Consider the following 12,553-nt stretch of genomic DNA (forward strand, 5'->3'; position numbering starts at 1 on the left):
AGTTACCGGGTGGGCTAGGGAACCGGGTACGTTCTCTAATCCGGTGCTTAGTGGCACCCCGCTGTTACCGGGTAAAACGGATTATCCGGTTAGCGATCGGTTGAGTTTGAGGAGGTTGGATGCCGACGATTGCCATAGCGTCGCCAAAGGGTGGCGCCGGGAAGAGCACAACAGCGGTCATCCTTGCGACACAGCTGGCTCATGCCGGCGTTCCGGTCACTCTGCTCGACTGCGACCCGAACCGATCTGTCAGCCTGTGGGCTTCTCGGGGCCGGCGACCGGAGCGTATCAAAGTCATCGCTGAGGTAAGCGAGTCCACCATCATCAAGACGATCAAAGAAAATGATCGCGACGGGCATATCGTGGTTGTGGATCTGGAGGGCGTGGCATCTCGCCTGATGTCACGCGCCATATCTCAGGCCGACCTCGTTCTTACGCCGATGAGGGCGACGACGCTCGACGCTACCGTCGGCTCGCGTACGGTTGCTCTGATACAAGAAGAAGAGGAGGCACTAGGTCGGGCGATACCGCTATCTGTCGTCTTTACGATGACGAAGACTGTCAAGTCTAAGCAGCACTCTGGTATCGCAGCCTCGTTGAGAGGGCAGGGTGTCCACGTTATCGAGCCCGATCTTCTAGAACGTGCAGCATTCTCGAGCCTGTTCGAATTTGGCGGGGATCTTTATACGATGCCACCCCAGGGCAACGCAGACGCGGCCCGCAACAACGCCGAGCAATTCGCCAAAGCGGTTATGAAACGCCTGATGGAGGGCCTGAACAATGAGTGATGCCCCGTTCAGCATCGACCTGACCCGCCTGAAGAGCGTGGGCAAACGGACGGACGAGCGTACGGTGGCCGCCGCGGACGCGACCGCCGCAGACCATGGCTTCGTCGCCCGCACAAGCCCGACCGGACGCAGAGGGCGCCAGCCAAGTCCCCGGACTGGTCAGGTCCACGCCAAGGTGTTGCCGCATGTCTCCGACGCAATCGCCAATGAGGCTCAACGCCGGGGTGTCACTCAGGGCGTCATAATCGAGGAGGCTTGGGAGCTCTACCTCAACCGGATCGACGAGTGAGGCAGGCCGCTACACACCGGATTATCAAGGTTATCCGGTAATCGGAGTAATCCGGTTTGTGGTCGATCGGTGACCCCGAGACAGAGAGATGGATGTCACCGAGCGGGAGCGACCGTCTCCATGTGTCGTCCTAGCTGGCTGCCCAATATCCGGGCCTCACGGTCGATCTGGTCTTCCATCATAACCCAGATCGCCTTCGCGGCGATGCAGTAGCCCTGCGGATCACTCCGAATATGTCCGTCCGACCAAGTCGCAATATGCTCGTCGGATAGGAGGCGCCGTGCTCTGAACGCGACTAGAAAATCGGCAAGGTCCAAGCGGCTCTGTTCGTCGGCGCCCTCTAGGAGGAACGGAGAGACGACATCGCTAATGAACTCCGACCTACGGCGGCTTGCCGACGTGAGATCCAAGCGGGCGAGGCTCAGACCAGCTATGTCCCGACAACCCTCTTCGCAATGCCGTTGAATCTCGGCGATGCCAGCTCTGATGGTTTGATGATGCCTCTCCAGTGTCTGAAGCATCTCGGCACCCTGCATGACCGAACCTCTTACCTTCGACTGTGGCGACCCGTCGTGTGGCATTATGGTTACTAAGAGAGGCTTGAACCTCCCACACTGACGATAGCAACTCTTGTGACGCCACCTAGGACTAATGGCTAGAGGCGTTTTTTGCACATGCGATCGGTAAGAAAACCTGTCCCAAAATAGGCTAAGCCAGGTGAACAGCGGAAGCCTGACCCATAGGAGCAGAAGATGGAGTTATCCGACGATGACGCAACGCTGCTCGATGATGCGGGCAGATGGGCGTCACCATTCGCTTGGACCTTCTTCGAGGTGCTACCTAAGGACGGAACGCGTTGGGGGCGTACGCTCGTCGCGATCGGGACGGCGGAAACGGAAGGCAGTTCCGGACCCAGACACCAGGCTCTCGTTGTCGATATAGGGGAGACAACGCCGCAGCTCCCACACGTTATGACAGGTGAGGGGAGGGTAGTGCGCCGAGGTTGGGTGAAGGTTACAACGGGCGATGTCATGATCCATCGTGCCGCGCTGCGCGGGCGTGGCCTCGGCTACCTCGTCCTGAATGCCTCGATTAGATGGGCCCAGCTGCACCACCGGGACGCTGCAGTGGAGCCGATCACGCTGGTGCGGGCCGCGAATAGCAGCGATGAAGAGTGGAGCCATGAGCTCGCAAAGCTGACGGGCTTCTATGGCCGCTTCGGCTTCCGTTGGCGCTCCCCCCCGATCGAGGCAGCCGTGCGGCACTATCCCTCAGAACCGATGATGGTCTCGGACCTGACCACGGTCGACGAGGCGACGTTGCCTTTGATCCGACGGATCGACATGCCGGCCAGTCTCACGCGCATCCTACAGCGCCTTCACGACGGAGCTGACGATCGCGAGACGATCAAGGCCCTTGGTATCGCTCTTCGAGATAAGCGCGAGAGGTGGCGTATCGTCGGCTACCGGCTTAATTGGTTTGGTTGGGCTGTAGCCCTCGTGATCGGATGGGTCGCCCGGCAAGCAATAGGGTAACGGGAACGGTCTCGCGGACCATGCCGGCGAGGGGCGCTTGTGATTGAATTGGAGGGGATATCGCACGTGTTCGCGTCGTGCGGGTTGCATCGAGCGCCAGGTTGTAGCTTTGTAAAAGGCAAGGTCCGATGACGAGCGAAAACCTCCCTATGAAGCCAGCTGCGGCCCTCCTGCAGGACGTTGACCGGCCATCAGTATGGCCGAACGCAAATGCGCGGCTGCTGGGGCTTGGAGTTGGGCTGCCGGTCAAGCCCCTTGACCGACTGGCGCAATTCAGTGCTGCCGAGTTCGAGCGGTTCACGTTGGAATGGGCAACCGACTATCTTGCGGCGAAGGTGCCCGGCATCGAACAGGTTCAACAGCGAGGCGGGGCCGGCGACAAGGGGCGAGATGTCGTCGTTTGGCTCGATCCGATCGGAGCGAGCCCGAGGCGCTGGAGCCTCTATCAATGCAAGCACTACAAAACCCGGTTGGGATGGGGTTCCGCCGCAACAGAAATCGGCAAGCTGCTTTTCTACAATCAGCGCGGTGACTACGCGGCGCCTGTTGAATACTGGTTTGTCACCCACCTGGGGGTGACATCGGATCTCCAGGACAAGCTTGATGATCCCGCCGCTTTGAAAAAAAGCATTATAGCCGACTGGGACAAGTACTGCCGCGACGAAATTCGCAAGGATCCTGTTCCATTGGATCAGGTTTTGCGGGATCATATCGCAACCTTCGATTTTACCATATTCAAGGTCAAGCAGCCGCTAGAGTTGTTGAATGAGCACGCTCAAACCCGTTACCACCTGACAGTGTTCGGCCTGCCTCTGATTGAGCGGATCGTACCTAAGGCTCCTCCGTCGTCAGTGGCGCCAACCGAGACGGTGTATATAAGCAAACTGCTGGCAGCGATCAGCGAAGGTGTTGGAGCGGCAATCGCCGATGAGGCGGGGTTGGCGCTGCATAAAAAGGAAGCGGCCCTCTTTCGAAGGTCTCGCCTGACCTTCTATTGTGCCGAGAATCTGCGAGAGCTTGCTCGCGACAGCATGGCGAATGTGGAATTCTTTGACAGTCTTTTACAGGAATTCGCCGATGGCCTATATCATACGTATAACGCGCCAGCTACGAGCGGGCTGTCCCGCTTGAGCGCTACCGTCCAGGCGGCACAGAGCCTGCAGCTGACCGGACATATGCTCAATCCCCATGTCGTCGCCAACGACCGTGAGGGTATGTGTCATCAGCTCGCCAACGAAGATATCGCTGAGTGGGTGAGCTAGGCGTCATGCCCGCACCGATCGCGCGGCGGGGCGCCCGCATATTCAATTCCCCGCTCGAGTACGGGCTCCGGATGCTCTTTGTCCTGGCGGCTTATAACGACCGACGCGCCGACCTGCAGCGCCTGATATCATTCGACTATCTAATGGTTCACTCCGGCGATGCCGATGGGCCCGCCAGCCTCCATCCAGCAGTGCCCTTTCGGGGCGGCGAGCTGCTGGTCAAGCGGAATGTCTTGAGCATTGGGCTAAATCGTATGTTCTCACGAGAGTTGATTGAGAAACGCTTTGACACCAGCGGGATCAGTTACGGAGCAACGCAACTTACCGGTCCCTTTCTGGACCTTCTCAAGAGCACATATGCCAACCAACTTCGCGAGCGGGCACAATGGCTGATCGCTGCGTTCGGAGATCTGGACGACCGCGAGCTTGATGCTTTCATGTCCGAGAGAGTCGGGCGCTGGGGAGCAGAATTTAACCGCGTCGGCGCACTTGAGAGGCTGATACTTTAACGATGATCCATGTTCGCCGCATATTGCTTAAAGGGCCGGGTGTTCCGGATGCCGACGTTCGTTTTGATCGTGGCGGCAACGTCCTGGCGGGTGCGTCCGACACCGGCAAAAGCCTGTTGCTGCATTGCCTCGACTATATCCTTGGATCCGACAAGCTGCGTAAGCGCGTTGCCGAGATCGAGACTTACGCCACCTTATTTGTTGAATTTGGCAATAGCAGAGGCGAGGCGCTTAGTCTCAGGCGAGCACTATCAGGCGGCAATCTTGCCGTGTACGATCAGACGATCGATCAGATAAACGGCTCGGGTCAAACCATCAGTCCGCGGCGATACGGAAAATCAGTTGGCCCAGATGTCACCTCGGTTCTATTTCCGTTTGCTGGCATCCCGGAAGCGCAATTGCGGAGCAACGACCAAGGAAAGGTCCAGCGCCTTACGATCCGCACATTGTTGCCGATCTTTTTAGTTGATGAAATATCGGTCATAGCCGAACAGTCACCCGTCTTGGGAGAGACTGGTTTTGGTGACACAGCCCGTAAGCGGATGCTCTCTTTTCTTTTGACCGGAAAGGACGACGCGGGCGTCGTCGCGGACGAGAAACGTGAGATTGTAAGTGCCCGACTAGCTGCGAAATTGGGAGTTATCGATGATCTAATTGCGCCGCTCCAAAAGCGTCTGGATGGATTGCGACAACAAGACTCGGTGGAATCAGTCGAGCGGCTCGATGCCGCGATTGAGCAAACGCGTGCGGCGCTCCACACCGTGGAGATCGAGCGTGAGAACCTTCAAGAGGCGCGATCAACAGCGGCCGAGGAGTTGGATCATGCCAACTCGCAGATCGTTGCAATTGACGAGCTACTTGCACGATATGAGCTTCTCGACGAGCGCTACAGCTCTGATCTGGAGCGATTAGATTTTGTAGCCGAAGGGGTGCAGTTCTTCGAACAGCTTCAAGATGTCACCTGTCCGCTATGTGATCAGGTTATGACGGGGAACCACGTTCATATCGCTGACGAACGTGGCACGACAATCTACGACGCGGCGAGAGCAGAAGCGGCCAAAATCCTAGCGCAGCGAGATGATCTCGGCGCTGCCATTGCGGATTTGGAAGGTCGTAGGAACGCGCACGTCACGGCTGCTAAGACGCTGGCAACGACCCTTGAGCGCCTGGAAACTGAGCTCCGATCTGACCTCGCCCCAAGATTGCGGGGCGACGTTGAGCGGCTTGAGCAGCTTTCCGACCGGCGCCTTCAGCTCGAAACGCTCCGCAATGATTTCGACCAGTACGAAAGCTTGTTGTTGCTCCGCCAGCGGATCGAGGCTGCCGGCAGCGATAATCGGCCGAAGTCCCGCGAGTGGGAACCTCTTCCAGCGGCGGCTCTGCTAGCCTTGTGCCGTCAAGTCGAAGGTGTTCTGAAAGAGTGGCGTTGGAAGTCGCCCGAGCCGAGGGTCGAATTCGATCAACAGGCCTACGATATCGTCGTTGATGGACAGGCTAGGCAGTCACACGGCAAGGGCGTGCGCGCACTTCTGTATTCAGCCTTCGTGGTAGGCCTACTTCGCTATTGCGCAGCAAATAAGCGGCCGCATCCTGGATTTATCGTGATCGACTCACCACTTACGTCATACAAGCGGGGGAGAGACGTAAGTGCTGCCGACGGCGTGGACTCCGGTCTAGAGGCTGGATTCTGGTCCTCCCTCCCGGTTACGTCCAAGGACGTACAGATCATCGTGATTGAAAACAAGGAGCCTCCGAAGAGCGTTCAAGCTGGAACACACTACGAGTGGTTCGCCGGCACAGACGCAAAGGACGGCGACCGCATGGGCTTCGTACCACCAGCTTGATTAATCCCAGAGCGGGAACAATACTGCTCTGGCCTCCTGAAAGCTGTCACCCACATCCGCTTGGCGGGCATGAAGCCGGCCCTCATCTCTGAGGGTCGTTGCTATCAACCCACCAGATTTGATTGGTCTCAAAGGGGATGAATGACGTCGAGCCCTTATCCTCCACGGCGTTTTCGTAACACAGGGCGTCGTAGCCAACTGCCTGAAGCTCGTCCGCGAATGGCCGCATAGATAGTTGCCACTTCATGGCGCTGTAGCGCGATCCCGCTCCTTGCCACTTTACCGCGTCCGTAGTGATCCGATCGAGGATCCTCTGTAGCGCGTGCGCGTCGATGGCTCCTTCTTGGACGGCGTGCATCGCCAATTGGCTAACCTGATTGGAGCTGGAATTGTCGTAAGTTGTCCACGGCCTCTTGATAGCGAGCCATACCTCGACGAACCTATGCTTCGACTGGCGATGATACGAGCGATCCGTCGCTGCCTGCAGTGTTCCGAAATGTGGGAATGGCTCGAATTCGTCGAACTCGATGGCTGTCGCATGGAAGAACGTCTGATACACGGGTGCGGCGCTTATCGACCCATCTACCCAGGTCTCGAACCCGTTGTTGAGCTGATCCTGCGAAGGTTTTGTCATGCTGTTTGGGCTCGTTGTAAAAGAAGCTGCTCGAACCCTTCGGCCGATGAAGATGGCCTAGAGGTGCCCGCGTGGAGGATCGGATCTTACCATTTGCCGCGATAAAACGCCTTTGAGAAGCCGGACATCGAGTTAATATGGCTATCGGGAGGGACACTCAGACCCCTTCGACGTCCAGGCTGGCGAACGGATCGCGCGCGTAGATGTCCTTCTCGACATAGACGCCGAAGAAGCGGCTGGCTTCGTCGCGGCTGACGCCCAAGGTCGTCTTCGTCAGGTCGTTGATGCCGATTGAGAAGAGCTCACCCGTTCCGCGTTCGCGCCGGGCGGGCAGCGCGGTGCGCGGCAGTTCAATCATCGTGCCGACGAGAAACGCGATCGTCCGCCCGCACTCGTCGAAGACCACCCTCGCTGCGGCGTCGACGACCGCCATCATCAACTGCGCTACTCGCTTGGTGCCGACCAGCGGGATCAGGAGATCGGTTTGCCTACGTATCGTGGGGGTATACCCTGGCAGTACACTATCGGTGGAACAGCTTTGCCGTTCAATCAGGGTCGTTCGCAGCTATATTGAACATTTGGCCGAGTGGGTCTAGAAGCTGGTTGAACAGAAAGGAGTATCATGGCGCTCTTCGGCTACGCGCGGGTCTCAACGACCGATCAGGACCTCAGCATTCAGGTCGCGGCGCTGCGCGCGGCGGGATGCCAGACGATCCGATCGGAGAAGAAGTCCGGCGTCGAGCGTGGATCACGACCTGAGCTCCAGATCCTGCTCGACTTCCTTCGCGATGGCGACACGCTAGTGGTGACGCGCATCGACCGGCTCGCCCGCTCGATGAAGGACCTGCAGGATGTCGTGCACGACCTGAAGGGGAGGGGAGTGTCGCTGAAGGCGACAGAGCAGCCGATCGACACCGGGACGGCGGCTGGGAAGGCCTTCCTCGACATGCTTGGGGTCTTCGCCGAGTTCGAGACAAACTTGCGGAAAGAGCGGCAGGCCGAGGGGATTGAGGCAGCAAAGGCGAGAGGCGCCTACAGGGGAGGCAAGCCGCGCATCGATCCGGAGGCCGTGCGCAAGCTGGCTGCAGAGGGCGTTCGACCGTCGCACATCGCGCGTCAGCTCGGGATATCGCGCGGCACCGTTTACCGCTTCATGCCAGGCAAACCGCCGCAGCGATTGAGCGCAGGCGAGGCGCTGATGGCCGGTACAGGGGAGGGGGCGGCTGCAGATCCGTCCTAATACCCAATCGATTGGCGGCACATAGGCGCTTCACAACCTAGGCCGCATTCGCAGGGTCCAGCATCCCTGTTGCTTCGTCCGTTCCAGAAGGCGATCATCATACCGGCGAGTTTATCGCGGGAGGTGTTGTGGCATGCACGTGAACTCAGAAGGGGAAGACACCGAGTCAGAGAGAGCGGAGGTTCACTTTCTGGCCGCCCTTCTGGACGAGCTTATGCGAAGGGTTCTCGCCGCTGGCGTACTGACGCAGGCCGATCTGAACGATGTGGAGGCGGCCGCAGGCAAGAGGGTCGGGGGAGCGCCGCGCGCTTGGTGAGGCGCTGCCGACCACCAATTGGCAGGAAAGCAGACAGGCCGCTTTGGAGCGAAGCGGGCGATAGATGCTGCGCTTATCACCCATCTTGAACTCGAGGATCGTGCGAGTTCGGCGATTTCGTTGTCTCACATCATCTCGCGGGGGTGACCTTGAGGTTGCGAAAATGAGCAACGGTGCCCGACTCGATCCAAACGCCGACGCCGCCGCGCTGCGACGATCCAAGCTTTAGGTCATCCACGATCAGCGCAGGCTTGCTCCGCCCATCTAAGTACAGCCTCGCCTTCGAGCCCGACACGACCACGCGCATATGTATCCAGCGCCCTGTGGTGATGTCAGCGAAGGTCTCATACTTCTCGGGGCTTTCACGCCGGAGTCGATCAAACTTGAAGTCGGGATAGGCGACGTACTGAACGGAGTGGTTTCGTCGAACCTGATCTTCGGCATCGCTATTGGTCGGGCGCAGGTAGATACTCTCAAAGCGGTTATTGTCGTCAATTCGGAATGTCACGCCGACGAAGCCTCTGGCGTAGCGTGGTGCATCCGCACTGAGGTCGCTGGCCACATCCACATCGATTGTGCCGTCGTGGAAGTTCAAGGGCAGCCAAGCCATGTAGTCACGGTCTGCGAGGGCTTCCTTCGTGGGGTCTTGGGTCGCAGACGACGGCATCGTCATCTTCAAAGCTGACACACCTTGATACGTGTCTTGCTGAAGTTTGACGCCGGAGAGCTTGAACGCGTCCACGCTAAGAGCCTGCGCGAAAGCGATTGTCGGTGACATGCCAGCCAGGGCAACCCCCAGCCCGTAAGCCATGCAATTGATTATGTGCCTCATAGGTTCGTCCCCGCAGACCATTTCCAACTATCCACACCGACAGGTTGCGGTTCTTTCGATCATATGGACGCTTTTAAGTTGTCCACTCGTGCCGGGCAATGTCCGTTTCTGGGCGCTTTCGGCCGCGCGTGGAGCCCCCCAAGCAGCGCAGCGCTGCCCCCGCTGGTGCGATGAACTCGCGGCTCCTGCGCCCCTGGACCCGCTGCGACAGCAGCGGGCTCTCCCACGCCGTTGGATCGCCGCTTACGGCCCCATAGGCTGATCCTATCCGCCTCGACGTCCTGACGGAAAGGTGCAAACAAGTCAGGATCGCGTTTGTGGTGCGACGGCGATGCTCGACAGGTCGGCTGCCGTGTCGATTGGAACGCCGGCGTCCTTCCGTTCTGAGTATCGATCGACCAGTTGAGCGGTATGGGGGCGCAGCAGGACCGTGAAGCGGACCAGCTCCTCCATCACGTCGACGATGCGATCGTAGTAGCTGGACGGCTTCATGCGGCCAGCGTCGTCAAACTCCTCGAACGCTCTGGCGACGCTGGATTGGTTTGGGATCGTGACCATACGCATCCACCGGCCAAGGACGCGAAGGGTGTTCACGCTGTTGAACGACTGCGATCCGGCCGACACCTGCATGACGGCGAGGGTGCGGCCCTGCGTCGGTCGCATCCCGCCCATCGACAGCGGAAGGTGGTCAACCTGCAGCTTCATGATGCCGGTGATCTGTCCGTGCCGCTCTGGGCTGCACCACACCTGCCCCTCCGACCACATCGACAGCTCGCGCAACTCATGGACGGCAGGGTCGTCGTCGCCAGCCACCTGATCCGGCAACGGCAGGGTCGACGGGTCGAAGATGCGCGTCTCCGCGCCGAAGAAGCGCAGCAGGCGCGCCGCCTCCTCGATGCACAGCCGGGAGTAGGACCGGTCGCGCAGCGATCCGTAGAGCAGCAGAATGCGCACGGGCGGGTCGTCCGCGCCCAGCCCCACGGCAGGCCTATCGAGCGCGTAGCGGCGATCGAGCGCCGGCAGGTGGTCTGGGTCGGTGAGGATGCGAAGGGGCATCAGCAGGGGTTTCCCGGTGGGTTCCAGAGGGTGTCCGCAGCTCATCCGGCGTCGACCCAGATCGCCAGCGCGGCGAGCGTGGCCAGCAGCACGGGGACGGTCAGCGTCGCGCCGACGCGGAAGTAATAGCCCCAACCGATGTGGATGCCTTTCTGCCCGAGGACGTGCAGCCACAAGAGGGTGGCGAGCGATCCGATCGGCGTGATCTTGGGGCCGAGGTCGCAGCCGATCACGTTGGCGTAGACCATCGCTTCCCTGACGGGGCCGGTCGCATGGGTCGCGTCGATCGACAGCGCGCCGACCAGGACCGTCGGCATGTTGTTCATCACCGACGACAACAGCGCGGCGATGATGCCGGCGCCGAACGCCGCGCCCCACACGCCGCCCTGGGCGGCGCTGTCGAGGAGACCGGCGAGATGGTCGGTCAGGCCGGCGTTCCGCAGGCCGTAGACGACCAGATACATGCCGAGCGAGAAGATCACGACCTGCCACGGTGCGCCGCGTAGGACCTCGCGGGTCTCGATGACGTGACCACGCCCGGCGATGGCGAGCAGCAGGACCGCGCCGACAGCGGCGACGGCGCTGACCGGAACGCCGATGGGTTCGAGCAGGAAGAAGCCGGCGAGTAGGGCGGCCAGGACGACCCAGCCCGCCTTGAACGTGGCGGGATCCCGGATCGCGTCGGCCGGGGTGCGGAGCTGCGCGACGTCGTAGCCGGTCGGCACGTCGCGGCGGAAGAACAGCAGCAGCACGACCAGCGTCGCGGCGATCGACGCGAGATCCACCGGCACCATCACCGAGGCGTAGTCGGCGAACCCAATGCGGAAGAAGTCGGCCGACACGATGTTGACCAGGTTGGACACGATCAGCGGCAGACTGGCCGTGTCGGCCACGAAGCCGGCCGCCATCACGAATGCCAGCGTCGCCTTGTCCCGGTAGCCGAGCGCCCGCAGCATCGCGATGACGATCGGGGTCAGGATCAGCGCGGCGCCGTCGTTGGCGAACAGCGCCGACACGGCTGCGCCGAGGAGGACGATCAGGACGAACAGGCGTCGGCCGTGCCCGCCGCCCCATCGGGCGACGTGCAGTGCCGCCCATTCAAAGAAGCCGGCCTCGTCCAGCAGCAGGCTGACAATGATGATCGCGACGAACGTCGCGGTCGCGTTCCATACGATACCCCAGACCACCGGCACGTCGGAGAGAGAGACCACTCCGGCGAGCAGCGCCACGGCGGCACCGCCCAGCGCGCTCCATCCGATGCCAAGGCCTCGGGGCTGCCAGATGACCAGCGCGATCGTGACGACGAAGATGACGAGGGCGAGGAGCATCAGGCGACGCGGTGCCCGGAGGCGTCCACCACCTGTTCGCCATCCTCCTTGGCGAACGCGCCCCGCTGTGGCTCGGGTAGCAGATCGAGGACGACCTCCGACGGGCGGCAGAGCTTCACGCCGAGCGGCGAGACAACCAGCGGCCGGTTGATCAGGATAGGGTGCGCCATCATGGCGTCGAGCAGGGCGTCGTCGGTCAGCGAGACGTCGCCGAGGCCGAGCTCGGCGTAGGGCGTGCCTTTCTCGCGCAGCAGATCTCGGGGCGAGATGCCGGCGCGATTGATCAGCTCGACCAGCAGCGTGCGGGACGGCGGGGTCTTCAGATACTCCACGACGTGCGGCTCGATCCCAGCGTTGCGGATTATCGCCAGCGTATTGCGCGAGGTGCCGCAGGCGGGATTATGGTAGATCACGACGTCGACGGCCACGGCGCGTCCTTTCAGCAGCAGGGGGTGAGCTCGGCGATCAGCGGCGCGCACAGCTCCGGCGAGCCGGCGCAGCAGTCCTTGACCAGGAAGAGCGTCAGCGCCCGCAGGCCGTCGAGGTCGGCGCGGTAGATGATGGAACGGCTGTGCCGCTCAGATCGAACGATGCCGGCGCGCGCAAGGATGCCCAAATGCGCCGACATGGTGTTCTGCGGGACGTCGAGCCGACGGGCGATCTCGCCCGCCGCCATCCCGTCCGGCTCATGACGGACCAAAAGACGGAACACATCGAGGCGGGTTCCTTGCGCGAGCGCCCCCAAAGCAGCGATGGCTGAACCGCTATCCATATATCTAGGATGGCGGATATCTCGAGCCGGTGCTAGTCCTTAATGCTACGGGCGGCTATGCGCTGTCACATGCCTAGGAGCGGACCGGCAGCTAATGGGAGGGAACCAGCCGGTCCGCTTTCGGGGGGGAACTTGCGGTAAGCTGCCA

Annotated in this window: 15 protein-coding genes and 1 pseudogene; 7 read left to right on the plus strand and 9 right to left on the minus strand. The window is 60.8% G+C overall.

The window, feature by feature from the left end; translation table 11 throughout:
* Positions 1-119 precede the first annotated feature (119 nt).
* Positions 120-788, plus strand: a complete 669-nt coding sequence (locus EV292_RS18100; protein ID WP_132910663.1) for a ParA family protein — start codon at positions 120-122, stop codon at positions 786-788.
* Positions 781-1,077, plus strand: a complete 297-nt coding sequence (locus EV292_RS18105) for a chromosome partitioning protein ParB (RefSeq protein WP_132910664.1) — start codon at positions 781-783, stop codon at positions 1,075-1,077. The genes EV292_RS18100 and EV292_RS18105 overlap by 8 nt, the downstream gene beginning before the upstream one ends.
* Before the next feature lie 95 nt (positions 1,078-1,172).
* On the opposite strand, the gene EV292_RS18110 is transcribed toward EV292_RS18105, so the two are convergent.
* On the minus strand, positions 1,173-1,613 hold the full coding sequence (locus tag EV292_RS18110; RefSeq protein ID WP_132910665.1) for a hypothetical protein: 441 nt from the start codon (positions 1,611-1,613) through the stop codon (positions 1,173-1,175).
* A gap of 495 nt (positions 1,614-2,108) precedes the next feature.
* On the opposite strand from EV292_RS18110, the gene EV292_RS18115 reads away from it, so the two are divergent.
* The 4 genes from EV292_RS18115 to EV292_RS18130 all read left to right on the plus strand — a co-directional run bounded on the left by EV292_RS18115 (position 2,109) and on the right by EV292_RS18130 (position 6,227).
* Positions 2,109-2,612: a hypothetical protein gene (locus EV292_RS18115; RefSeq protein ID WP_132910666.1), complete on the plus strand. Its 504-nt coding sequence runs from the start codon at positions 2,109-2,111 to the stop codon at positions 2,610-2,612.
* A gap of 128 nt (positions 2,613-2,740) precedes the next feature.
* Complete coding sequence (locus tag EV292_RS18120) at positions 2,741-3,874, plus strand: ABC-three component system protein (RefSeq protein WP_207913474.1); 1,134 nt, start codon at positions 2,741-2,743, stop codon at positions 3,872-3,874.
* A 5-nt stretch (positions 3,875-3,879) separates the two neighbouring features.
* Positions 3,880-4,383: an ABC-three component system middle component 2 gene (locus tag EV292_RS18125; RefSeq protein ID WP_132910667.1), complete on the plus strand. Its 504-nt coding sequence runs from the start codon at positions 3,880-3,882 to the stop codon at positions 4,381-4,383.
* 2 nt (positions 4,384-4,385) lie between these two features.
* On the plus strand, positions 4,386-6,227 hold the full coding sequence (locus tag EV292_RS18130) for a hypothetical protein (protein WP_132910668.1): 1,842 nt from the start codon (positions 4,386-4,388) through the stop codon (positions 6,225-6,227).
* An 82-nt stretch (positions 6,228-6,309) separates the two neighbouring features.
* Here EV292_RS18130 and EV292_RS18135 read toward each other — a convergent pair whose 3' ends face one another.
* Positions 6,310-6,861 (minus strand): hypothetical protein, encoded by a 552-nt coding sequence (locus tag EV292_RS18135; protein WP_132910669.1) that lies wholly within the window; start codon positions 6,859-6,861, stop codon positions 6,310-6,312.
* A gap of 160 nt (positions 6,862-7,021) precedes the next feature.
* Positions 7,022-7,342, minus strand: a pseudogene (locus EV292_RS18140) (putative PEP-binding protein); the annotation flags it as partial.
* 141 nt (positions 7,343-7,483) lie between these two features.
* Between EV292_RS18140 and EV292_RS18145 the strand changes: the two are divergent.
* Positions 7,484-8,101, plus strand: a complete 618-nt coding sequence (locus EV292_RS18145; protein WP_132910671.1) for a recombinase family protein — start codon at positions 7,484-7,486, stop codon at positions 8,099-8,101.
* A 166-nt stretch (positions 8,102-8,267) separates the two neighbouring features.
* Here the strand turns inward: EV292_RS18145 and EV292_RS22760 are convergent, their stop codons facing one another.
* The 6 genes from EV292_RS22760 to EV292_RS18175 form a co-directional block, all read right to left on the minus strand.
* Positions 8,268-8,501 carry a hypothetical protein gene (locus EV292_RS22760; RefSeq protein WP_165927174.1) on the minus strand — a complete coding sequence of 78 codons (234 nt, stop codon included), beginning with the start codon at positions 8,499-8,501 and terminating at the stop codon, positions 8,268-8,270.
* A gap of 46 nt (positions 8,502-8,547) precedes the next feature.
* Complete coding sequence (locus tag EV292_RS18155) at positions 8,548-9,228, minus strand: hypothetical protein (protein ID WP_207913475.1); 681 nt, start codon at positions 9,226-9,228, stop codon at positions 8,548-8,550.
* Positions 9,229-9,552: 324 nt separating this feature from the next.
* Positions 9,553-10,305 carry an arsenical resistance protein ArsH gene (gene arsH, locus EV292_RS18160; RefSeq protein ID WP_132910673.1) on the minus strand — a complete coding sequence of 251 codons (753 nt, stop codon included), beginning with the start codon at positions 10,303-10,305 and terminating at the stop codon, positions 9,553-9,555.
* A gap of 41 nt (positions 10,306-10,346) precedes the next feature.
* Complete coding sequence (locus EV292_RS18165) at positions 10,347-11,633, minus strand: arsenic transporter (protein ID WP_132910674.1); 1,287 nt, start codon at positions 11,631-11,633, stop codon at positions 10,347-10,349.
* Positions 11,633-12,061, minus strand: coding sequence for an arsenate reductase (glutaredoxin) (gene arsC / locus EV292_RS18170; RefSeq protein ID WP_132910675.1), 429 nt, complete (start codon positions 12,059-12,061; stop codon positions 11,633-11,635). The genes EV292_RS18165 and arsC overlap by 1 nt, the downstream gene beginning before the upstream one ends.
* Before the next feature lie 11 nt (positions 12,062-12,072).
* Entirely contained in the window at positions 12,073-12,405 is a 333-nt protein-coding gene (locus EV292_RS18175; RefSeq protein WP_132910676.1) for a metalloregulator ArsR/SmtB family transcription factor, read from the minus strand.
* Positions 12,406-12,553 lie beyond the last annotated feature (148 nt).

The organism is Sphingomonas sp. BK235 (assembly GCF_004345855.1).
Classification (GTDB): domain Bacteria; phylum Pseudomonadota; class Alphaproteobacteria; order Sphingomonadales; family Sphingomonadaceae; genus Sphingomonas.

What these genes read in the sequence shown, in the direction of transcription:
- EV292_RS18100 (WP_132910663.1), top strand. Translation starts at nt 120, where the DNA reads ATGCCGACGATTGCCATAGCGTCGCCAAAGGGTGGCGCCGGGAAGAGC.
- EV292_RS18105 (WP_132910664.1), top strand. Translation starts at nt 781, where the DNA reads ATGAGTGATGCCCCGTTCAGCATCGACCTGACCCGCCTGAAGAGCGTG.
- EV292_RS18110 (WP_132910665.1), bottom strand. Translation starts at nt 1,613, where the DNA reads ATGCAGGGTGCCGAGATGCTTCAGACACTGGAGAGGCATCATCAAACC.
- EV292_RS18115 (WP_132910666.1), top strand. Translation starts at nt 2,109, where the DNA reads ATGATCCATCGTGCCGCGCTGCGCGGGCGTGGCCTCGGCTACCTCGTC.
- EV292_RS18120 (WP_207913474.1), top strand. Translation starts at nt 2,741, where the DNA reads ATGACGAGCGAAAACCTCCCTATGAAGCCAGCTGCGGCCCTCCTGCAG.
- EV292_RS18125 (WP_132910667.1), top strand. Translation starts at nt 3,880, where the DNA reads ATGCCCGCACCGATCGCGCGGCGGGGCGCCCGCATATTCAATTCCCCG.
- EV292_RS18130 (WP_132910668.1), top strand. Translation starts at nt 4,386, where the DNA reads ATGATCCATGTTCGCCGCATATTGCTTAAAGGGCCGGGTGTTCCGGAT.
- EV292_RS18135 (WP_132910669.1), bottom strand. Translation starts at nt 6,861, where the DNA reads ATGACAAAACCTTCGCAGGATCAGCTCAACAACGGGTTCGAGACCTGG.
- EV292_RS18145 (WP_132910671.1), top strand. Translation starts at nt 7,484, where the DNA reads ATGGCGCTCTTCGGCTACGCGCGGGTCTCAACGACCGATCAGGACCTC.
- EV292_RS22760 (WP_165927174.1), bottom strand. Translation starts at nt 8,501, where the DNA reads ATGGGTGATAAGCGCAGCATCTATCGCCCGCTTCGCTCCAAAGCGGCC.
- EV292_RS18155 (WP_207913475.1), bottom strand. Translation starts at nt 9,228, where the DNA reads ATGGCTTACGGGCTGGGGGTTGCCCTGGCTGGCATGTCACCGACAATC.
- arsH (WP_132910673.1), bottom strand. Translation starts at nt 10,305, where the DNA reads ATGCCCCTTCGCATCCTCACCGACCCAGACCACCTGCCGGCGCTCGAT.
- EV292_RS18165 (WP_132910674.1), bottom strand. Translation starts at nt 11,633, where the DNA reads ATGCTCCTCGCCCTCGTCATCTTCGTCGTCACGATCGCGCTGGTCATC.
- EV292_RS18175 (WP_132910676.1), bottom strand. Translation starts at nt 12,405, where the DNA reads ATGGATAGCGGTTCAGCCATCGCTGCTTTGGGGGCGCTCGCGCAAGGA.